Here is a 21,624-nt window from a genome sequence, read left to right as displayed (position 1 = left end):
CCGTGACCGCCACCGTCCACCAGGCCTTTGCCGACACCGCATCCCGCCACGGCGGCCAGCCGTTCCTGTGCATCCTGCCCGAAACGGCGCACGCCTATGGCATCGAGGCCGGCGAACTGACCTACGGCAAGGCGGCCGACGCCATCGAGACGCTGCGCGCTGCCTATGAACAGGCGGGCTATGGCCACGGCCACCGCGCCGGCCTGCTGCTGGAAAACCGGCCCGCGTTCTTCCTGCACTGGTTTGCGCTGAATGCGCTGGGCGTGTCCGTCGTGCCGATCAATCCGGACCTGCGCGCCGCCGAACTGGAGTATCTGGCCGGCCATTCCGAGATCGCGCTGGCGGTCGCGCTGCCGGGACGCCACGCGGACCTGCAGGCGGCAGCGGACCGGGCGGGCCGGGAACTGCGCGTGATGGGTCCGGACGACGCGCCGCCCACCGCGCCCTTCGCCGCGCCCCTGCAAGGCACGCCGCCTTCGGAACTGACCGAGTGCGCGCTGCTCTACACGTCCGGCACCACCGGCCGGCCCAAGGGCTGCATCCTGCCCAACCGCTATTTCCTGCATGCGGGCGGCTGGTACGCCCGCATCGGCGGCCTGGCCGCGCTGCGGCCCGGCCAGGAACGCATGCTGACGCCGCTGCCGCTGGTGCACATGAACGCCATGGCCTACTCCGCGATGGCGATGGTGCTGACGGGCGGCTGCCTGATCCCGCTGGACCGCTTTCACCCGCGCTCGTGGTGGGACAGCGTGCGCGAGTCGCGCGCCACCGTGCTGCACTACCTGGGCGTCATGCCCGCCATCCTGATGAAGGCCGAGCCTTCCCCGCAGGATCTGCAGCCGGCCATCCGCTTCGGCTTCGGCGCGGGCGTGGACCGCAAGCTGCATGCGCCCTTCGAGGCGCGCTTCGGCTTTCCGCTGCTGGAGGCCTGGGCCATGACCGAGACCGGCGCGGGCGCCGTCATCATCGCCAACCAGGAACCGCGCCACGTCGGCACCAGCAGCTTCGGCAGCGAGGAAGCTGACGTCGAGGTGCGCATCGTGACCGACGCGGGCGAACCGGCCGCCATCGGCGAACCGGGCGAACTGCTGGTGCGCCATGCTGGAGAGGATCCGCGCTATGGCTTTTTTGCCGGCTACCTGAAAGACGAGGCCGCCACCAACGAAGCCTGGGAAGGCGGCTGGTTCCACACGGGCGACATCGTGCGCCGCGAGGCCGACGGCGCCCTGCGCTTTGTCGACCGCAAGAAGAACGTCATCCGCCGCAGCGGCGAGAACATCTCGGCCGTGGAAGTGGAAAGCGTGCTGATGCAGCATCCGCTGGTGAAGGCCGTGGCGGTGGCCGCCGTGCCGGACGCCGTGCGCGGCGACGAGGTGCTGGCGTGCGTCGTGCCGGAAACGCTGCCCGCCGGCGCGGACGCCATGGCCGAAGCCGCGCGCAGCATCGTGCAATGGTCGCTGTCGCAGTTGGCGTACTACAAGGCGCCCGGGTATGTCGCGTTCGTGGACAGCCTGCCGCTCACCACCACCAACAAGATCCAGCGCGGCGAAATGAAGGCGCTGGCGCCCACCCTGCCGGGCACGGCGCGGTGCGTGGACACGTGCCACATGAAGAAGCGCCCGGCCGAGGGGACTCGCCCATGAGTCGCCTGGGCTACGACGGCGTCGTGGCGGCCCTGCCCGTCACCATTCCCTATGAACGCTATTCCACGCACGCCGCGCACTGGTGGCTGGGACGCGCGCTGGGCGCGCTGATCCGGCAATTCGGGCTGGCCAAGACCGACGTCGACGGCCTGTGCGTGTCCAGCTTCACGCTGGCGCCCGACACGGCGGTCGGCCTGGTCCAGCACCTGGGCATGACGCCGCGCTGGCTCGATCACATTCCGATGGGCGGGGCGAGCGGCGTGGCCGCGCTGCGCCGCGCCGCGCGCGCCGTGCAGGCGGGCGATACCAACATCGTGGCCTGCCTGGCCGGCGACACCAACCACGTGGACTCGTTTCGCAACACGGTCAGCCAGTTCTCGCGCTTTGCGCAGGACGCCGTCTATCCGTATGGCGCCGGCGGCCCGAATGCGAGCTTTGCGCTGCTGACCGCCAACTACATGCGCCAGACCGGCGCCACGCGCGAGGACTTCGGCAAGCTCTGCGTGGCGCAACGCGACAACGCCCTGCGCTATCCGCACGCGCTGATGAAAAAGCCGCTGACGCTCGCCCAGTACCTGGACGCGCGCGTCATCACCGAGCCGATCCACCTGTTCGACTGCGTCATGCCGTGCGCGGGCGCCGACGCGTTCCTCGTCATGCGCGAGGAACGGGCGCGCGCGCTGAACCTGCCTTATGCGCGCATCCTGTCCACCATCGAGCGCCACAACGCGTGGATCGACGATCCCATCCAGACCCGGGGAGGCTGGACGATGGACGTCGACGACCTGTACGGGCAGGCCAATGCCGCCCCCGCGGACATGGACTTCCTGCAGGCCTATGACGACTATCCCGTCATCAACCTGATGCAGATGGAAGACCTGGGGTTCTGCGAGAAAGGCGCCGCGCCGCAGTTCGTGCGCGACAACACGTTCACCGTGGACGGCAGCTTTCCGTTCAACACCAACGGCGGCCAGTTGTCAGTGGGCCAGGCCGGCGCGGCCGGCGGCTACCTGGGCATGGTCGAGGCGCTGCGCCAGTTGACGGGCACGGCCGGCGGCACGCAGGTGCGCGAGGCGCGCATGGGGCTGGTCAGCGGCTTTGGCATGATCAATTACGACCGCGGGCTGTGCACGGCCGCGGCCATCCTGGCAAGGAGCGACGCATGACCGAGCCGCTGGCCAAGCCGCCGCGCAAGAACCCCGTCGCCCGGACCCGGCAGCCCACGCTGCCGCCCGGCTCGCGCAGCCGCGCCGCGCTGGGCCTGACGGCCGCCGCCGCCGAGGGACGGTTCGATCTGCAGACCTGCGCCGACTGCGGCACGGTGCAGTACCCGCCGCGCGAAGTCTGCGGCCATTGCTTGTCCGAGCACCTGCCCTGGCGGCCCGCCGACCCGAACGGCGTGCTGCTCGTCAGCACGACGCTCCATCACAGCAACGACCTGTACTTCCGCGAACGCCTGCCGTGGCGCGTGGGCACGGTGCGGATGGACGCCGGTCCCTCCGTCGTGGCGCACGTCCACCAGGACTGCGCCGACGGCGCGCGCGTGCGCCTGGCCCTGAAACTGGACCGCAGCGGCCAGGCCGTGATGATCGCCTTGCCCGAAAGGAATACGCCGAACATGGAAGACGACAAGACACTGCGCGAGACCTCGTGCGATCCGAAATTCCGCCGCGCGCTGGTCACCGACGGCAAGTCGGCCGTGGGCCAGGCCGTGGCGCGCGCGCTGCTCGATGCGGGCAGCCCGCTGGTCTTCCTGGGCGACCCGCAGGCGTGGCGGCGCGACGCCGCGTTCGACACCATGGCGGCCGATCCGCGCGTGCAGGCCGTGACGCTAGACGTGACCGACACCGATTCCGTGGAGCGCGTGGCCGCGTCCATCGGCGGCAAGGTCGAGATCCTGGTCAACACGGCCGACCTGGAGCGCGAGGGCGGGCTGCTGAGCCGCAAGGACGTGAACACCGCGCGCGATGCCATGGACGTCAATGTGCTGGGGCTGATGCGGCTGGCGCAGAGCTTCGGCCCGGCGCTGTGTGGCCGCGCCGCCGACGGCGTAAACAGCGCCGCCGCGTGGGTCAACGTGCTGTCGATCTACGCGCACATGAACCTGCCGGCGCGCGGCATGTGGTCGGCATCCAAGGCCGCCGCGCTGTCGCTGGCGCAATGCCTGCGCGCAGAAATGCGCGGCGCGGGCGTGCGGGTGGTGAACGTGTTTCCCGGCCCGGTCGACCACGAATGGGAACAACGCACCCCGCCCCCGCGTGTTGCGCCAGCGGCCATCGCCGCCGCCATCGTGCGCGCGCTGAAGGATGGCATCGAAGACGTGTACGTGGGCGACGTGGCGCAGGAATTCCGGGCGCGGCTGGCTGAGAACCCGAAGGGACTGGAACGGGAGCTGGGCGCGGGCGGCTGACCGCTGGATAACGCGGTGTCAGACACCTACGCAGCAGCAACGGGTGTCAGACACCTACGAAGCAATGGGTGTCCGACACCCGCAGGAACCAACAGGAGAGCGCATCGTGAGTCAACCTATCCTTGCCCAGTTCATGACCGAGCTGGTCTCCGGGCGCATCCGCCTGGTGGACCTGACCGAAACGCTGACGCCGGAGTTTCCCACCATCGTGCTGCCGCCGGAATTCGGGCAGGCCTGGCCGTTCCGGATCGAGGAAATCTCGCGCTACGACGAGCGCGGTCCGGCCTGGTACTGGAACAACTTCTCGTGCTCGGAACACACCGGCACGCACTTCGATGCGCCCGCGCACTGGGTCACGGGCAAGGACCAGCCGGACAACACGGTGGACACGATTCCCATCGACGCCTTCATCGCCAGCGCCTGCGTGATCGACTGTTCCGCCGAGGCGGCCGGCAACCCGGACTTCCTCTTGACGATCGACTTCGTCAAGAAATGGGAAGAACAGCACGGCCGTATCCCCGCGCGGTCCTGGGTGCTGATGCGCACCGACTGGTCCAAGCGCGCCAAGCCCGCCGACTACCTGAACATGCAGGCCGACGGCGCGCATTCGCCCGGCCCCGACGCCGAGGTCGTGCCGTGGCTCATCAAGGAACGCGACGTGCACGGGTTCGGCACCGAATCGGTGGGCACGGACGCCGGGCAAGCCCAGCATCTGGATCCGCCCTATCCCTGCCACTACTACATGCACGGCAACAACCGCTACGGCTTGCAGTGCCTGACCAACCTGGACCAGCTGCCGGCCACCGGCGCGGTGATCTTCTCGGCGCCGCTCAAGATCCGCAGCGGCTCGGGCAGCCCGCTGCGCGTGCTGGCGCTGGCGCCCACGGCCTGACGCCGTCCCGCCCACACCAATAATCAAAGGGGGAAACCATGACGCAAACCCATGTGGCCATCGTGACCGGCGGCAGCGCCGGCATCGGCGCGGAAATCTGCCGCAGCATGCTCGACGCGGGCTACGAGGTGATCTCGATGGCGCGCCGCGCGGCGGATTTCTCGCATCCGCGGCTGCACAACGTGCAGGTGGACCTGCTGGATGCCGCCGCCACCGCGCAGGCGGGCGCCGAGGTCGCCGCGAAGTTTCCGGTCAGCCACGTTATCCACAACGCCGGCGTGATCTGGCCGAACCTGTTGCCGCAGGTCACGCAGGAAGAACTGCATGGGTTGACGCAGATCCACCTGGGCGCGGCGGTCAGCCTGGTCCAGGCGGCCCTGCCCGGCATGCAGGAACGCAAGTTCGGCCGCATCGTGATGATGTCCTCGCGCGGCGCGCTGGGCCTGCCCACGCGCACCGCCTACTCGGCCACCAAGGCCGGCATGATCGGCATGGCGCGCACCTGGTCGCTGGAACTGGCGCCTTTCGGCATCACGGTCAACGTGGTGGCGCCCGGCCCCATCCAGACCGACATGTTCTACGAGGTGATCGAAGCCGGCAGCGAGCGCGAACGGCAGCTTGCCGAGGGCATCCCGGTCAAGCGGCTGGGCCGTTCGGACGACGTGGCGCGCGCCGTCATGTTCTTTGCCGATCCCGCCAACAGCTTCGTGACCGGCCAGACGCTGTTCGTCTGCGGCGGTGCGAGCGTCAGCTCGATCACCATCTGACCGTCGCTTCGGGTTTTGACGGATAGGTAAGCACCGGGACCCGGGTCTACAGTGCTGATCCTTGAAGGTAAGAAACTTTAAGCAACAAGTATTCCCGCAGTTCCCGTTTTCTCCGCTTTCCAGCCGCACTCCCACTCTGCTCCCTACCCCGGAGGTTTTGCCATGCTGTCGAAGAAACTCCCCCTGGCCGCCGTCGCTGCCGTCGCCGCCTTGTTCGCCCTGCCCGCCCTGGCCCAAGTCAAGGTCGGCGTGGTCACCTCGTCCACCGGCCCCACCGCGCTGGTCGGGATTCCGCAAAAGAACACGGTGCCGCTGCTGCCCAAGAAGATCGGCGACCTGACCGTGGAATACATCTCGCTGGATGACGCCAGCGACTCGACCAACTCGGTCACGGCCTTCAAGAAACTGATCACGGAGCAGAACGTGGACGCGCTGATCGGCCCGTCGGGTTCGCCCAACGCCATGGGCGTGATCCAATTCGCCGCCGAGGCCGGCGTGCCGATGCTGGCGCCGGTGGGCACCGCCGCGGTGGTGCTGCCGATGAACGATCAGAAGAAGTGGGTGTTCAAGACCACGCAGAACGACGACATCATCGCGCGCGCGCTGGTGGACCACATGGCCAAGACCGGCATCAAGACTGTCGGCTTCATCGGCCTGAACGACCCGTACGGCGAGAACTGGTACAAGGTTTTCTCGGGACTGGCCGCGGAAAAGGGCATCAAGATCACAGCCAACGAACGCTACCTGCGCTTTGACAGCTCGGTCACGGGCCAGGCGCTGAAAATCCTGGCCGCCAAGCCGGACGCCGTGCTGGTGGCCGCGCCGGGCGCCGCCAGCGTCCTGCCGCAGACGACGCTGTTCGACCAGGGCTACAAGGGCAAGTTCTACCAGACCCACGGCGCCGCGCTGCCCGACTTCCTGAAGCTGGGCGGCAAGAAGGTCGAAGGCACCGTGCTAGCCGCCAGCCTGATGCTGGTGCTGCCGGAAATGCCGGACAGCAATCCGTCCAAGAAGGTCGCGGCCGACTACATCGCCGCCTACGAAAAGCTCAACGGTTCCAAGCCCGCCACCTTCGGCGCCAACGTCTACGACGCCGGCCTGCTGCTGGAAAAGGCCGTGCCGATCGCCGAGAAGGCTGGCAAGCCGGGCACCAAGGAGTTCCGCAGCGCGCTGCGCGATGCGCTGGAGCAGACCAAGGAGCTGGTCGGCACGCAAGGCGTCTACAACATGAGCGCCGCCGACCACAGCGGCTTTGACGAACGCGGCCGCGAGCTCATCACCGTCAAAGACGGCAACTGGACCCTGGTCAAGTAAAAGGATTTCCCCCCACGCTCACATGCACTGCGGGGCATCGCCAGGAAGCAGTCTCTGTGCGTCCCATCGGGATGCCGCGGATCCGGCTCCGCCGGTCCGCAGGCATGCCCCTGGGGGAAAGCGCGCAGCGCTTCGGGGGGGAAATCAGCTTTTCGGAATTTCGCATGAATGCTCAGATTGCCTTGATACTCGGGCAGGACGGCATCACCAATGGCGCCATCTACGCGCTCCTGGCGTTGTCCATCCTGCTCGTCTTCACCGTCACCCGCGTCCTGTTCATCCCGCAGGGCGAGTTCGTCGCCTTTGGCGCGCTCACCATGGCCGCCATGCAGGCCGGCAAGCCCATCCTGCTGGTGTGGCTGCTGCTCGCGTTCGCGCTGGCCGAGACCGCCGCCGACCTGATGGCGCGCCGCAAACGGCCCGCCCGGCGCGGCGCCCATTGGCGCATGGCGGCCAAGGTGATCTATCCGCTGGCGCTTGCGCTGCTGCTGTACCGCCTGCCGCTGGCGCAGTTGCCGATGGCCGTGCAGGCGCTTCTGACCTTGCTGCTGCTGGTGCCGATGGGACCGCAGCTCTATCGCCTGTTCTATCAGCCGATCGCGTCGGCCTCGACGCTGGTGCTGCTGATCGTATCCATCGCGGTCCACCTGGCGCTCGTCGGCCTGGGGCTGCTGGCCTTCGGCGCGGAAGGCGCGCGCACGGCGCCCTTCAGCGACGCCAGCCTGACGCTGGGCCCGGTCAACGTGAACAGCCAGGCGCTGTGGGTCGTGGCGGTGTCGGTGGTGCTGATCGTCGTGCTGTACCAGTTCTTTGAACGCTCGATGTACGGCAAGGCGCTGCGCGCCGCGGCGTTCAACCGGATCGGCGCGCGCCTGATGGGCATCTCGCCCGTGTTCGCGGGCAAGGCCACGTTCTTTCTGGCGGCGCTGATCGGCACCGTGTCCGGCATTCTCATCGCGCCGATCACGACCATGTATTTCGATTCAGGCTTCATGGTCAGCCTGAAGGGCTTCGTCGGCGCCATCATCGGCGGGCTGGTGAGCTACCCGCTCGCCGCGGCGGGCGCCGTGCTGGTGGGCCTGATCGAAGCGTTCTCGTCGTTCTGGGCCAGCGCCTACAAGGAGATCATCGTGTTCACGCTGATCATCCCCGTGCTGCTCTGGCGTTCACTCAACAGCCATCACGTCGAGGAAGAAGACGAATGACCCCGCGCCACATCCTCCTCGCCTTCCTGGCTCTGCTGGCGCTCGGCCCCCTGGTGCTGCCGCCTTTCTACGTGACGCTGCTGAACTACATCGGCCTGTATGCGCTGGTGGCGCTGGGCCTGGTGCTGCTGACCGGCGTGGGCGGCCTGACCAGCTTCGGGCAGGCCGCCTTCGTGGGCGTGGGCGCCTACACGACAGCGCTCCTGACCACCCGCGCGGACACGCTGCCCGCGTGGCTGGGCTGGCTGGGCGCATCGCCCTGGCTCACGCTGCTGGCCGGCCTGGCCCTGACGCTGGCGCTTGCGTACCTGCTGGGCGCCATCACGCTGAAACTGTCCGGCCACTTCCTGCCGCTGGGCACCATCGCCTGGGGCCTGTCGCTGTATTTCGTGTTCGGCTCCGTCGAAGGTCTGGGCGGTCACACCGGCATTCCCGACATTCCGGCCATCAGCCTGTTCGGCTGGACGCTCAACCAGGGCGGCAACATCTACTACCTGATCTGGGCCTTCCTGCTGGTCGCCATCTGGTCCACGCAGAACCTCCTGGACTCGCGCGAAGGCCGCGCGATCCGCGCGCTCAAGGGCGGACGCGTGATGGCCGAATCGATGGGCGTGGACACGGCGCGCTCGCGCATGGTGATCTTCGTCATCGCGGCCTTGCAGGCCTGCGCGTCGGGCTGGCTGTACGCGCACATGCAGCGCTTCGTGAACCCCAATCCCTTCGGCCTGCAGATGGGCATCGAATACCTGTTCATGACCGTCATCGGCGGCGCCGGGCAGGTGTGGGGCGCACTGGTGGGCGCGGGCGTCTTCACGGTGCTCAAGCAATGGCTGCAGGACCTCTTGCCCAATGTGCTGGGCCAGACCGGCAACTTCGAAGTGATCGTCTTCGGCTTCGGCATGGTGCTGCTGCTGCACCGCGCCCGCAGCGGCCTGTGGCCCGTGCTGACGCGCTGGGTGCCGGTCAAGCGCAAGCCGCGCACGGTCGACATGACCGCCGATCCGCTGCCCCGCCGCACCATGCCGCCGCGCGGCGAGGTGGTGCTCAAAGCCGTGGACGTGACGCGCAAGTTCGGCGGCCTGGTCGCCAACAACGCCATGAACCTGGAGATCCGCGCGGGCGAAGTGCTGGCGCTGATCGGCCCGAACGGCGCCGGCAAGAGCACGATGTTCAACCAGATATCCGGCGTGGACACGCCGACCTCGGGACAGGTCACGCTGCTGGGCCAGCCGGTCGCCGGCGTGGGCGCGCGCAAGATCGCGCGCCTGGGACTGTCGCGCACCTTCCAGCACGTGCGGCTGCTGGGCCGCATGAGCGTGCTGGAAAACGTGGCCATCGGCGCGCACCTGCGCGGGCATCGCGGCGTGTTGCCGGCTGCCTGGCGGCTGGACCGTCCGGAAGAAGCCCGTCTGCTGGCCGAAGCCGCGCGCCAGGTCGAGCGCGTGGGACTGGGCAAGCATCTGCACGACGAGGCCGGCTCGCTGGCGTTGGGTCAGCAGCGCATCCTGGAAATCGCGCGCGCCCTGGCCTCGGACCCGTGCATCCTGCTGCTGGACGAACCCGCGGCGGGCCTGCGCTACCAGGAAAAATGCGAGCTGGCCGAATTGCTGAAACGCCTGCGCGCCGAAGGCATGGCCATCCTGCTCGTCGAACATGACATGGATTTCGTGATGGGCCTGGTGGATCGCGTGGTGGTCATGGACTTCGGCGAGAAGATCGCCGAAGGCCTGCCGGCCGAGATCCAGCAGAATCCCGCAGTGCTTGAAGCCTATCTGGGCGGAGTGGAAGAATGAGCGCGAAACTGCTGCAAGTGCGCGACCTGCGCGTGGCCTACGACAAGGTGGAAGCGGTCTCGGGCGTCAGCCTGGAAGTGGGCGAAGGCCAGATCGTCACCGTCATCGGTCCCAACGGCGCGGGCAAGACCACGCTGCTGTCGGCCATCATGGGCGTGCTGCCGTCGCAGGGCGGCATCGTCTTTGGCGGCAAGACGCAAGCGCACGCCGAGATCGAGGAAATGGTCGCCGCCGGCATGAACCTGGTGCCGGAAAAGCGCGAGCTCTTTGCCGAGATGACGGTCGAGGACAACCTGATGCTGGGCGCTTTCGACCGCTACCGCCGCGGCCTGCGCGACCAGGACCAGACGCTGGCCGAGGTCTATGACCTGTTTCCCCGGCTGCGCGAACGGCGGGTCCAACTGGCCGGCACGCTGTCCGGCGGCGAGCGCCAGATGCTGGCGGTGGGACGCGCGCTGATGGCCAAGCCCCGCCTGTTGATGCTGGACGAACCCAGCCTGGGGCTTGCGCCGCGCATCGTGCGCGAGGTCTTTCGCATCGTGGCGCGGCTGCGCGAGATGGGCGTGTCCATCCTGCTGATCGAACAGAACGCGCGCGCCGCGCTGCAGGTGGCCGATTACGCCTACGTGCTGGAAACCGGCGCCGTCACGCTGGAAGGCCCCGCGGCCGACGTGGCGCAGGATCCGCGCGTGGTGGAGGTCTATCTGGGATTAGGCCACGCCGCGCCGCCGGTCGCGGCGGTATAGCGCGTAGCCCAGCGGGTACATGACGGCCACGAGGAACGTCGCGACCGGATGGGTCAGGCGGTAAGCCTGGACGGCCGTGGGCACGCCTGAATGTTTCAGGTGCAGCCTGAAGCGCGTGTAGCGCGCCGCGGCCATCATGAATTCGCGCGGACGGTAGCGGAAGAATTCCAGGTGATGCTGCAGCATGTCCCAGGCCAGCAGATACAGGCCCTGGGCGTTGTTCGCCACCGATACCGCCCCCTGGCTCAGCCCGCCGGGCGTGTCGTGATACGTGCGCACGACGCGGTTGATGAAGCGGCTTAGATAGCCGGCGCGGGCGACGGCCCACCACACCAGGCTTTCGGGCACGAAGCCCGCCACGTCCTCGGGAAACGGATATTTGCGCAGGATGTCGGTGCGCATACAGCCGAACTTCTCGCCCTTGATGCGATAGCGGAAATACACGTCCACCGCCGTGCTGTCGAAGACATCCTGCGGATAGCGGTCGCCCACGATGCTGCCGTCGGGCCGCGCGCACAGGCCGGTTATGGCGAAGTACGAGTCGCGGCGCGCGGGCGGAATGGCGTTCCAGGCTTCATGGAAGATGGCCAGCGCGTCGGGGGGCATTTCGTCGTCGCTGTCCAGGCCAACGATCATCTGGCCGCGCGCCTCGCGCACGCCACGGTTGAAGGCGGTCTTCTTGTGCTGGTTGTTCTGCCAGACATAGCGGATCGGAAAATCCGCCAGCGACTGCCAGTGCAGGATGGACTCGTGCGTGTTGTCGGTGGAGCCATCGTCCACGACGACCCATTCGAAATCCCGGAAGGTCTGCCGGCAGAGCGATTCGTAGACGCGGTGCAGGGTCCCTGCCCGGTTGTAGGTCGGCGTCAGAACAGTGAAAAAAATCGGTGTATCGGTCATGCCTGCTGTGCCCCTTGCGATCTTCCAGAAACCGCTGCGGTCTTGGTTCTTATGATTTCGCCTGAAGTGTAGGGGATATGCCTGCGCCAACCGATGGCACGTCTTTGGAATTTGCAATCAAATCTGACAAACCGTGCGGGTTTTTTTGAGACCGCGCCCGGCCGCGGCCGTTGGGGCGCGCAGCGGACTGGCGTAAACTCGGGCGGCCCAATTCGGAACGCCTATGGAAGCCTCGCCCGTCCAGCTCAATGACATCGCCTTGTTCGTCGAGGTGGCCAAGCGCAAGAGCTTCAGCCAGGCGGCGCGCGCGCTGGACATGCCCACCTCCACGCTTTCGCGCCGGATCAACGAACTGGAGCGCGCCATCGGCCTGCGGCTCATCAACCGCAACACGCGCCGGCTCGATCTGACGGATGCGGGCGCGGCCTACATGCGCCGTTGCCAAGGCCTCATCGACGAAGCCCGCCTGGCGCACGAGCAGCTGCTCTCGCTGTCGGGCGGCCCGTCGGGCAATCTGCGCGTGTCCATGCCCTATAGCCTGGCCATGTGGCTGCTGCCCGAGACCATCAGCGATTTCACCGATCGCTATCCCGACGTGGAGTGCGAGTTCGACCTGAGCATGATGACGGCATCGGACGCGCAGGGCACGCCATTCGACGTGGTGCTGCGGTTTGGCCGCGAGGCCGACTACCCGGGCGCCTCCGCCGGGAACGGCAATGGCAACGGCACGCCGCATCGCGCCATCGAAGGCGCCGTGGTGCAGGAGCTGGTTTCGCTGGAAACGCACCTGTATGCGTCCGACCGCTATATAGAACGTCATGGCACGCCGCAGACGCCGGCCGACCTGTCGCAGCATCAATGCCTGCGCACGACGATCGACGAGGAGCACTCGTACTGGACGTTGAACAACGGCGCGATCTCGCAGCGCGTCGCGGTCACGGGTCACCTGGCCGCCAACAACATGAGCATCGCCGGCACGCTGGCCGGCCTGGACCTGGCCATCACGCGGATGCCGCACTGCCATGCCCTGGAGCCCATCATCCAGCGCAATTCCCTGCGGCGGGTGCTGCCCGGCTGGTCGGTGGATCCGATCTCGATCTACGTGGTGTACCCGTCCAGCATTCAGCCGGCCAAGACCCGCGCATTCATGGATTTCATCCGCCCCAAGCTCGGCCCCCCTCAGGGCTGACGCGCCGCGCAGACGAAAAAAAACCGCAAGGCTCGCGCCCTGCGGTTCTTTGATCGGGCCCGGCAGGTTTTGACGACCGCCGAGCCAGACGCGTCATTTAGACGCGCTTGATCTTTTCCAGCATCTTGAACACACCCTTGGGCGACTTGACGAACAAGCGCTTGAAAGCCTTGCCCAGGCAACGGCGTTCCAGGGTGTTACGACGCACGCGTTTGCGTTCAGCCATGTTGATTTCTCCTGTTGAATTCGCGGAAATTGGCCCGCACAACCGGAAATCGGGCTGGCGGAAAAAATTCGGATAACTTGGCATTTTAGCCTGAAATCCGGAAAGGACGCCAACCGGCCGGTTTTTGGCTAGGTTGAGGCGGCTTTCAGCCGTTCCCAGACCTGCTCGGCCCGCGGCAGCGGATCGACCGCGCCATAGCCCAGCGTGGACAGCGCCGCCGCCGCATTGGCGTAGCGCACGGCGTCTTCCCAGGCGTCGCCCTGGCAACGGCGCGCCAGCAGGCTGCCGGCAAAGCAATCCCCCGCGCCCGTCGCGTCGACGGCCTGCACGCGCAGCGCCGGCATCGGGGTGCGGGTGTGGCCGTCGTCGATGATGGAGCCGTCCTTGCCCAGCTTGAGCACCACCACGCCCGGCGCACCGCCATCGCGGATCCAGTCCAGCGTGCGCTCCGGGTCGTCGTTGCCGGTGAGATGCTGCATGTCGTCCATGCTGGGCAGAAACACGTCTGCGGCGCGCATCGCCTCGCGCAAAATGGCGCGGGCCCGGTCCACGGGCCACAGGCGCAGCCGCAGGTTGGAATCCAGGCTGACCTGCACGCCGGCGGCATGCGCCCGCGCGATGGCGGCAAACGCCGTGTCGCAGGCCGTGATGCTGATGGCCATGCTGATGCCCGAGACGTGCAGGAACCGGGCGCGCTCGATCAGGCCGGCATCCAGGCTGGCCGGCGTCATCAGGCTGGCGGCCGAACCGCGCCGCAGATAGCTGAAGGCGTGGCCGTCCGGCCCGTGCTGCACGAAATACAGGCCGGTGTGGGCATCGTCGTCGACCTCGACGCCGGTGGTGTCCACGCCCTCGGCCTGCCACAGGTCCAGGAACTGCTTGCCGAAGGCGTCATTGCCGACCCGGGTCAGATACGCGCAGCGCGCACCCTGCCGGGCCGCTGCGATGACCGCGTTGGAGGTGTCGCCCCCGAACCCCTGCAGGTATTGCCGCTGGCCCTTGTGCGTCTGGTTCAGTTCGACCAGCGGCTCGCCCAGCGCCACGATATCGAAATCAGCCATGGGCGGCCTCGCGTGTCTGGGTGATCTGCGCCACCAGCGCGGCGGTGTCGCGCGACACGAAGGCGGCCTTGTCGTAGAGATTGCTGCCGATGCCCACGAGCCCCGCGCCCGCGGCGAAGTACGTGCCCATGTTTTCCTGCGTGATGCCGCCCGTGGGGCAGAAGATCGTGTCCGGAAACACCGACTTGAGCGCGGCCAGGTGCTTGGGGCCGCCCGTGTCGGCCGGAAACACCTTCACCACGTCCACGCCCGCGCGTCGCGCCGCCAGGACTTCGGTCGGGGTGAAGGCGCCCAGCATGCACAGCGCGTCGGCGGCGTGGGCCATGTCCACGATCTCGTGCGCCAGGGCGGGCGAGACCAGGAAGTCCGCGCCCGCCACCAGCGCCTCGCGCGCCTGGGATTCGTCCAGCACCGTCCCCACGCCCAGCAGCAGGCTGGCCCCGTGCTTGTCGCGCAGGGCGCGCACCAGGTCGGTGACGTTGGGGATCGTCCAGGTCAGTTCCAGCGTGGTGCAGCCGGCCGAGACCGCGACTTCCGCGGCATAGGCGGCGGCGGCCGCGTCGGTGTAGCGCAGCACGGGCACGACGCGGGCAGCCAGCAGGGCGGCGAGCTTGGAGGCGATGGGAGCAGCGGTTGCGGTCATGGATTTCCTCTGGAGCGAACGGTCAGATGCCGCCGGACGATACCGGCAGGACGGCGAGTTTGGCCGCGGCGGCGTCGCGCAGCCGCAGCAAGGGGTCGATATAGGCGGACTGCGGGTCGGCGGCCCGTCGGAACAGCAGCGTGCTGACGCTGACGCCCGCGACCGGCCGACCCGCCCCGTCGCACAGCGCGACGCCGTAGCAGACGATGCCGGGTTCGTTTTCCTCGTTGTCGATAGCGTAGCCCTGCTCGGCCGTCGCGCCCAGCGCCTCGCGCAACGCGGGCAGGCTGGTCAGCGTGGCGGGCAGCCGGGAAGGCAGGGGCAGATCCTGCAGCAGGCGTTCCCGCGAGGCCTCATCCAGCGCGGCCAGGTAGGCCTTGCCGACGGCGCTGGAATGCAGCGCCACCGACGCGCCCACGCGCGACACCATGCGCACGGGGCCAGGACTTTCCAGCTTGTCGATGTAGATCATTTCGTGGCCGGCGGGAACCGCCAGATGGACCGTTTCGCCGGTCTGGTCGCGTAGCGCCTGGAGTTCCGGCGCCAGCGCGGCGCGCAGGTCGAACTGGGACCAGGCCTTGCTGGCCAGCGACATCAGGCGCGTGCCCAGGCGATAGGCGCCCCCGCTTTCCGCGACCATCCCCTGCTCGGCAAGCGCCGCCAGGATGCGGTAGACGGTGGGGCGGGGATAGCCGCAGGTGCGGGCCAGCACGGGGGCCGTGGGCGGCTGCGGCGCATCGGCCACCGCTTGCAGCACCGCCATGAATTTTCCGAACGCCGCCGCGCCGGCCACCTTGGATTCCTGCACACACGTCCCCAAATAAAGGCGATAGCCCAGGCAGATGCGCAACGCGACCAGCGCGATTTTCAGACGAATCTGCGATACTGTTTATTTGTACAGCTACTGAGGCGGCGTTTGTCCATATTATGGACTGTCGCCTCACAATATAGTCAATTATTCCATATCGACGCGCCCGGAACCAGCGATGGGTCGCCGCGCCGGCATGCTCCCCTCGTCAGGCTACGATACCGTCCATGAGCTCCCATATCCGCATCGTTGGCGCCCGCCAGAACAATCTCAAGAACCTGGATCTGACCATCGCCACCGGCGAACTGGTCGTCGTCACCGGAGTGTCGGGGTCCGGCAAAAGTTCGCTGGCTTTCGACACCCTGTACGCCGAGGGGCAGCGGCGTTACGTGGAAACCTTCTCGCCCTATGCGCGCCAGTTCCTGGACCGCATGGACAAGCCGCAGGTGGACCGCATCGAGGGCATCCTGCCGGCCATCGCCATCGACCAGACCAATCCGGTGCGCAGCTCGCGCAGCACGGTCGGCACGATGACCGAACTGAACGATCACCTGAAGCTCTTGTTCGCGCGCGGCGCCAAGCTCTACTGCCGCGGTTGCGGCAAGCTGGTGCGGCGCGACACGCCCGAATCCGTCTATCACTCGCTGGCCGAGCGCGCCGCGCAAGCGGGCGACCCGCGTCTGGTCGTGACCTTCCCGATCGCCGTGCCGGCCAACTTCACCGAAGACGAAGTGCGCGGCTTCCTTGAGCAGCAGGGTTACACCCGCGTGCACGCCGAGGAAACCGCCATGCCGCGCGCCGCCGCCCCCGCCAAGGGCGCCAAGAAGGCCAAGACCACGAAGACCGCCAAGGCCGTCACCGAGGAACGCCGCATCCTGCACGTCATCCAGGATCGCTTCCGCTTCGCGGGCACCGAGCGCGAACGCATCATGGAAGCGCTGGACACGGCGCTGCGCATGGGCGCCGGCCACATCGCTGTCTACGTCATGGATGCCGACGGCGGCAACGCGCATATCTGGAAGTACAGCGACCGGCTGCACTGCGCCGACTGCGACATCGAATACACCGACCCGCTGCCCAGCAGCTTCTCGTTCAACTCGCCGCTGGGCGCCTGCGAGGCCTGCCGCGGCTTTGGCCGCGTCATCGGCATCGACTTCGGCCTGGTCATCCCCGACGAGAAAAAAACCCTGCTCGAAGGCGCCATCAAGCCTTGGACCACGCCGTCCTACAAGGAATGCCAGGACGACCTGCAAAAGTACGCGCCGCGCGCGGGCGTGCCGCTGGGCGTGCCCTGGAAGGACATGAGCGACGAGCACAAGCGCTGGGTCCTGTACGGCACGCCCGACTGGAAGGGCGGCAACGACGCCTGGAAGCACCAGTGGTACGGCGTGCAGCGCTTCTTCGACTGGCTGGAGACCAAGGCCTACAAGATGCACGTGCGCGTGCTGCTGTCCAAGTACCGCAGCTACACGCCCTGCCCCACCTGCAACGGCGCGCGCCTGAAGCCCGACGCCCTGCTCTGGCGCCTGGGCAACAAGGAGGAAGCCGACGCCGTGCTGCCGCCGGAAGACGGCCGCTACAAGCGCTTCATGCCCGTCGGCACCACCTGGAGCCGCGAACAGCTCAACGGCCTGGACGGGCTGTGCCTGCACGACGTGATGCTGCTGCCGATCGAACGCGTTCGTAAATTCTTCGACACGCTGTCGTTCTCGGGCGCGCTGGACGCGGCCACCGACCTGCTCATGACCGAGGTGCGCGCGCGCCTGAAGTTCCTGTGCGACGTGGGGCTGGGCTATCTGACGCTGGACCGTCAGAGCCGCACGCTGTCCGGCGGCGAGGTCCAGCGGATCAACCTGACCACGGCGCTGGGCACCTCGCTGGTGAACACGCTGTTCGTGCTGGACGAGCCCTCCATCGGCCTGCACCCGCGCGACATGCACCGCGTGGTGGAAGTCATGCACCGCCTGCGCAACGCCGGCAACACGCTGGTCGTCGTGGAGCACGATCCGCAGGTCATGGTGGCCGCGGACCGCATCATCGACATCGGCCCCGGCCCCGGCGAACGCGGCGGGCGCATCGTCTTCGACGGCACGCCCGCGCAACTGCGCGCCGCGCCCTCGCTGACGGGCGACTACCTGGGCGGCCGCCTGCGCGTGGAAGCGCCGCGTCCGATGCCGGTGGCGGCCAACACACCGCGCCTGCTGCTCGAAGGCGTCAATGCGCACAACCTGAAGAATGTGTCGGTCGAACTGCCGCTCGGTCGCCTGGTCTGCGTGACCGGTGTGTCCGGCTCGGGCAAGTCCACGCTGGTGCAGGATGTGCTCTACCCCGCCCTGCTCAAGCAGAAGGGCAAGCCGTCGGAAGCGCCGGGCGCGTTCGACCGCCTGCTGGGCGCCGAGCAGATTGCCGACGTCGTGATGGTGGACCAGACGCCCATCGGCAAGACCGCGCGCTCCAATCCGGCCAGCTACGTCGGCGCGTTCGACGCCATCCGCAAGCTGTTTGCCCAGGCCCCGCTGGCGCGCGAGCGCGCCTACACGGCCGGCACGTTCAGCTTCAACGGCGGCGACGGCCGCTGCCCGACCTGCGGCGGCACCGGGTTCGAACACGTCGAAATGCAGTTCCTGTCCGACGTCTACCTGCGCTGCCCGGATTGCGACGGCAAGCGCTTCCGCCCCGAAGTCCTGGAAGTGCGGGTCGAACACCTCGGCAAGAGCGCGTCCATCGACGAAGTGCTGGAAATGACCGTCAGCGAGGCGCTGGACTTCTTCAAGGGCCTGCGCGACGTGCAGACGGGCCTTGCGCCGTTGGCGGACGTGGGCCTGGAATACGTGCGGCTGGGCCAGCCCGTGCCGACCCTGTCGGGCGGCGAGGCGCAGCGCCTGAAGCTGGCCGGCCACCTGGCCGAGGCGGCGCGCAGCGGCATCTCCACCGCGAAGGTCGCCAAGAAGGGCAGCCTGTTCCTGTTCGACGAGCCCACCACCGGCCTGCACTTTGACGACGTGGCGCGCCTGATGCGCGCGTTCCGCAAGCTGCTGGCCGCGGGCCACACGCTGCTCGTCATCGAACACAACCTGGACGTGATCCGCGCGGCCGACTGGCTGATCGACCTGGGACCGGAAGGCGGCGACGCCGGCGGCCTGGTCATGGGCACCGGCACGCCGCAGGACCTGATGGACAACCCCAAGTCGCACACGGGCGCCGCCCTGCGCGACTACGAGGTCAGCATCCTGCCGGCCGACGCCGTCGCCGGCGGCGCGGCCGACGTGGTGGTCAGCAGCGACGCCGACGCGCAGATAGCCGAGCAGGCGGGCCTGACCGCGCGCATCGCCGAGCCGCAAGCCGAATACGGCGCGGGCGTGGGCACGCCGCTGCAATCCTTGGTGCGCGAACGCCGCCAGGGCAGCATGGCCATCGAGATCCGCAACGCGCGCGAACACAACCTGAAGAACATCAGCGTCGAGATCCCGCACGACAAGTTCACGGTCATCACGGGCGTGTCCGGATCGGGCAAGTCCACGCTGGCATTCGACATCCTGTTCAACGAAGGCCAGCGGCGCTATCTGGAATCCCTGAACGCCTACGCGCGCGCCATCGTGCAGCCGGCCGGCAAGCCGGACGTGGACGCCATCTTCGGCATCCCGCCCACCGTGGCGATCGAACAGCGCACCAGCCGCGGCGGCCGCAAGTCCACCGTGGCCACGATGACGGAAATCCACCACTTCCTGCGCCTTCTGTACGTGAAGCTGGGCACGCAGTACTGCCCGGACTGCAACGTGGCGGTCGAGCCGCAGAACACCGACCAGATCGTGGCGCGCCTCTTGCGCGAGCACAAGGGCGTGCACATCGGCCTCCTGGCGCCGCTGGTCACCGCGCGCAAGGGTTACTACACGGATCTTGCCAAGTGGGCCGGCTCAAAGGGCCATTCCCACCTGCGCGTGGACGGCGAGTTCATTCCCGTGGCCCCGTGGCCGCGCCTGGACCGCTACAAGGAACACACGATCGAACTGCCGGTGGCGGACGTGGTCGTGGACCCGGCCAACGAGGCCGAGCTGCGCGCGGCCGTCAAGAGCGCGCTGGAAAACGGCCAGGGCGTGATGTCGGTGGTGTGGCCGGTCAACAAGCTGCACGAGGCGCTGAACAGCGAACTGCAGCAGCAGCACTTCTCGGTCAAGCGCGCGTGCCCGTCCTGCGGCACCAGCTTCCCCGAACCCGATCCGCGCCTTTTCTCGTACAACTCCAAGCACGGCTGGTGCACGGGCTGCTACGGAACGGGCCTGCAATTGCAGGGCTTTGACGAAGAACAGACCGGCGAGGAAACCGCCTGGAACGCGTGGTACGAAGGCGAGGCCAAGACCTGCACACAGTGCGACGGCCAGCGGCTGAACCGCGTGGCGCGCGCCGTGCGCTGGCGCGACAAGTCGATTGCCGAACTGGCGTCGCTGCCGGTGTCGGACGCGCATACCTTTTTCACCGGCCTGGTGGCGCGTGGCCGCGAAGGCGAGATCGCCCGCGACATCCTGGCCGAGATCCGGGGCCGCCTGAACTTCATGCAGGAAGTCGGCCTGAACTACCTGGCGCTGGACCGCGCCGCGCCCACGCTGTCCGGCGGCGAGGCGCAGCGCATCCGGCTGGCCGCGCAGCTGGGCTCCAACCTGCAGGGCGTCTGCTACGTGCTGGACGAACCCACCATCGGCCTGCATCCGCGCGACAACCGCATCCTGCTGGACGCGCTGGCGCGCCTGGAAGGCAACGGCAACACGCTGGTGGTGGTCGAGCACGATGACGACACCATCCGCCGCGCCTCGCACGTCATCGACATCGGGCCGGGCGCGGGCATCCGCGGCGGCCGCGTGGTGGCGCAAGGCACCGTGCAGGACGTGATCGACGCGCCCGAATCCGTGACCGGCCGCTACCTGAAGACGCCGTTGGCGCATCCGCTGCAGGGCCGCCGTCCGGTCGAGGCCGACACGCCCATGATCGAGATCCGCGGCGCGCGCCTGCACAACCTGCGCAGCGTGGACGCGCGCATTCCGGTGGGCCGCCTGAGCGTGGTGACCGGCGTGTCCGGCTCGGGCAAGTCCACGCTGGCGCGCGAGGTCCTGCTGGACAACCTGACCCAGGCCGTCTCGCAGGGCAAGGCCCCCGGCTGGGCGGGCTGCGAAAGCATCAAGGGCTGGGAAGCCATCGACCGCGTGCTGGAAGTGGACCAGACGCCCATCGGCAAGACGCCGCGTTCGTGCCCGGCCACCTACGTGGGCTTCTGGGACGACGTGCGCAAGCAGTTCGCCGACACCCGCGAGGCCCGCATGCGCGGCTGGACGGCGGCGCGCTTCTCGTTCAATACCGGCGATGGCCGCTGCCCGATCTGCGAAGGCCAGGGCATGCGCACCATCGAAATGAACTTCCTGCCCGACGTGAAGGTACCGTGTGACGCCTGCAACGGCGCGCGCTTCAACAACGACACGCTCAGCGTGCAGATGCGCGGCAAGAACGCCGGCGATCTGCTGTCCATGGAAGTGGACGACGCCATCGGCTACTTCGCGGCGCATCCCAAAATCCATCGTCCGTTGCAGCTGATGCAGGACGTGGGGCTGGGCTACCTGACGCTGGGCCAGCCGTCGCCGACGCTATCGGGCGGCGAGGCGCAGCGCATCAAGCTGGTGACCGAGCTGTCCAAGGCCCGCCTGACCGATGGGCTGATCAAGACCGGCCGCGCCTCGCGCATCCCGCACACGCTGTACGTGCTGGACGAGCCGACGGTCGGCCTGTCGATGGCGGACGTCGAAAAGCTGATCCACGTGCTGCACCGCCTGGTCGAGGCGGGCAACACGGTGGTGGTGATCGAACACAACCTGGACGTGATCGCCGAGGCCGACTGGCTGCTGGACCTGGGTCCCGAGGGCGGCACGGGCGGCGGCCAGCTGGTGGGCGAAGGCTCGCCCGAGCACGTGATGACGCTGGCCGACCATTCCCATACGGGCCGCGTCCTGACGGAGTTCCTTGCGCAACAACAGCCGTAAGCCA

The 21,624-nt window shown here is 67.9% G+C and carries 16 protein-coding genes; 11 read left to right on the top strand and 5 right to left on the bottom strand.

Going from position 1 to position 21,624, the window contains the following annotated elements:
• Positions 1-2: 2 nt before the first annotated feature.
• The 9 genes from QEP15_RS04300 to QEP15_RS04260 all read left to right on the top strand — a co-directional run bounded on the left by QEP15_RS04300 (position 3) and on the right by QEP15_RS04260 (position 10,770).
• Positions 3-1,643 (top strand): AMP-binding protein, encoded by a 1,641-nt coding sequence (locus QEP15_RS04300; protein WP_280148497.1) that lies wholly within the window; start codon positions 3-5, stop codon positions 1,641-1,643.
• Entirely contained in the window at positions 1,640-2,809 is a 1,170-nt protein-coding gene (locus tag QEP15_RS04295; RefSeq protein WP_280148496.1) for a thiolase family protein, read from the top strand. The genes QEP15_RS04300 and QEP15_RS04295 overlap by 4 nt, the downstream gene beginning before the upstream one ends.
• Positions 2,806-4,053, top strand: coding sequence for an SDR family NAD(P)-dependent oxidoreductase (locus QEP15_RS04290; protein WP_152383540.1), 1,248 nt, complete (start codon positions 2,806-2,808; stop codon positions 4,051-4,053). The genes QEP15_RS04295 and QEP15_RS04290 overlap by 4 nt, the downstream gene beginning before the upstream one ends.
• A 106-nt stretch (positions 4,054-4,159) precedes the next feature.
• Positions 4,160-4,945: a cyclase family protein gene (locus QEP15_RS04285; protein ID WP_152383539.1), complete on the top strand. Its 786-nt coding sequence runs from the start codon at positions 4,160-4,162 to the stop codon at positions 4,943-4,945.
• Between the two features lie 38 nt (positions 4,946-4,983).
• Entirely contained in the window at positions 4,984-5,712 is a 729-nt protein-coding gene (locus tag QEP15_RS04280) for an SDR family NAD(P)-dependent oxidoreductase (RefSeq protein WP_217618759.1), read from the top strand.
• Between the two features lie 162 nt (positions 5,713-5,874).
• The gene (locus tag QEP15_RS04275; RefSeq protein ID WP_108005030.1) at positions 5,875-7,026 is read left to right on the top strand and encodes an ABC transporter substrate-binding protein; all 1,152 of its coding nucleotides are present in this window, start codon (positions 5,875-5,877) and stop codon (positions 7,024-7,026) included.
• Positions 7,027-7,190: 164 nt separating this feature from the next.
• Positions 7,191-8,231, top strand: a complete 1,041-nt coding sequence (locus tag QEP15_RS04270; RefSeq protein ID WP_056321092.1) for a branched-chain amino acid ABC transporter permease — start codon at positions 7,191-7,193, stop codon at positions 8,229-8,231.
• Positions 8,228-10,024: a branched-chain amino acid ABC transporter ATP-binding protein/permease gene (locus QEP15_RS04265; protein ID WP_175156636.1), complete on the top strand. Its 1,797-nt coding sequence runs from the start codon at positions 8,228-8,230 to the stop codon at positions 10,022-10,024. Before QEP15_RS04270 ends, QEP15_RS04265 begins: the two co-directional genes overlap by 4 nt.
• Positions 10,021-10,770 (top strand): ABC transporter ATP-binding protein, encoded by a 750-nt coding sequence (locus QEP15_RS04260; RefSeq protein ID WP_062840326.1) that lies wholly within the window; start codon positions 10,021-10,023, stop codon positions 10,768-10,770. The genes QEP15_RS04265 and QEP15_RS04260 overlap by 4 nt, the downstream gene beginning before the upstream one ends.
• On the opposite strand, the gene QEP15_RS04255 is transcribed toward QEP15_RS04260, so the two are convergent.
• A complete protein-coding gene (locus QEP15_RS04255) occupies positions 10,735-11,670 on the bottom strand; it encodes a glycosyltransferase family 2 protein (RefSeq protein ID WP_056321085.1) in 936 nt (311 codons plus the stop codon). The two genes, QEP15_RS04260 and QEP15_RS04255, sit on opposite strands and share 36 nt — an antisense overlap.
• A 223-nt stretch (positions 11,671-11,893) precedes the next feature.
• Between QEP15_RS04255 and QEP15_RS04250 the strand changes: the two genes are divergently transcribed.
• Positions 11,894-12,859: a LysR family transcriptional regulator gene (locus tag QEP15_RS04250; protein WP_152383535.1), complete on the top strand. Its 966-nt coding sequence runs from the start codon at positions 11,894-11,896 to the stop codon at positions 12,857-12,859.
• 97 nt (positions 12,860-12,956) lie between these two features.
• Here QEP15_RS04250 and QEP15_RS04245 read toward each other — a convergent pair whose 3' ends face one another.
• From QEP15_RS04245 to QEP15_RS04230, 4 genes are all read right to left on the bottom strand, one after another.
• The gene (locus tag QEP15_RS04245; protein ID WP_006226408.1) at positions 12,957-13,085 is read right to left on the bottom strand and encodes a hypothetical protein; all 129 of its coding nucleotides are present in this window, start codon (positions 13,083-13,085) and stop codon (positions 12,957-12,959) included.
• 128 nt (positions 13,086-13,213) lie between these two features.
• Positions 13,214-14,146, bottom strand: a complete 933-nt coding sequence (locus QEP15_RS04240; protein ID WP_280148495.1) for a sugar kinase — start codon at positions 14,144-14,146, stop codon at positions 13,214-13,216.
• The gene (locus QEP15_RS04235; RefSeq protein ID WP_152383533.1) at positions 14,139-14,789 is read right to left on the bottom strand and encodes a bifunctional 4-hydroxy-2-oxoglutarate aldolase/2-dehydro-3-deoxy-phosphogluconate aldolase; all 651 of its coding nucleotides are present in this window, start codon (positions 14,787-14,789) and stop codon (positions 14,139-14,141) included. The genes QEP15_RS04240 and QEP15_RS04235 overlap by 8 nt, the downstream gene beginning before the upstream one ends.
• Before the next feature lie 22 nt (positions 14,790-14,811).
• Positions 14,812-15,597, bottom strand: a complete 786-nt coding sequence (locus QEP15_RS04230) for an IclR family transcriptional regulator (protein ID WP_280148494.1) — start codon at positions 15,595-15,597, stop codon at positions 14,812-14,814.
• A 227-nt stretch (positions 15,598-15,824) separates the two neighbouring features.
• Between QEP15_RS04230 and uvrA the strand changes: the two genes are divergently transcribed.
• On the top strand, positions 15,825-21,620 hold the full coding sequence (gene uvrA / locus QEP15_RS04225) for an excinuclease ABC subunit UvrA (RefSeq protein WP_152383531.1): 5,796 nt from the start codon (positions 15,825-15,827) through the stop codon (positions 21,618-21,620).
• Positions 21,621-21,624: the final 4 nt, after the last annotated feature.

Source organism: Achromobacter mucicolens (assembly GCF_029866465.1).
Taxonomy (GTDB): Bacteria; Pseudomonadota; Gammaproteobacteria; order Burkholderiales; family Burkholderiaceae_B; genus Achromobacter; species Achromobacter mucicolens.
This window is presented reverse-complemented; position numbering and strand designations above follow the sequence as displayed.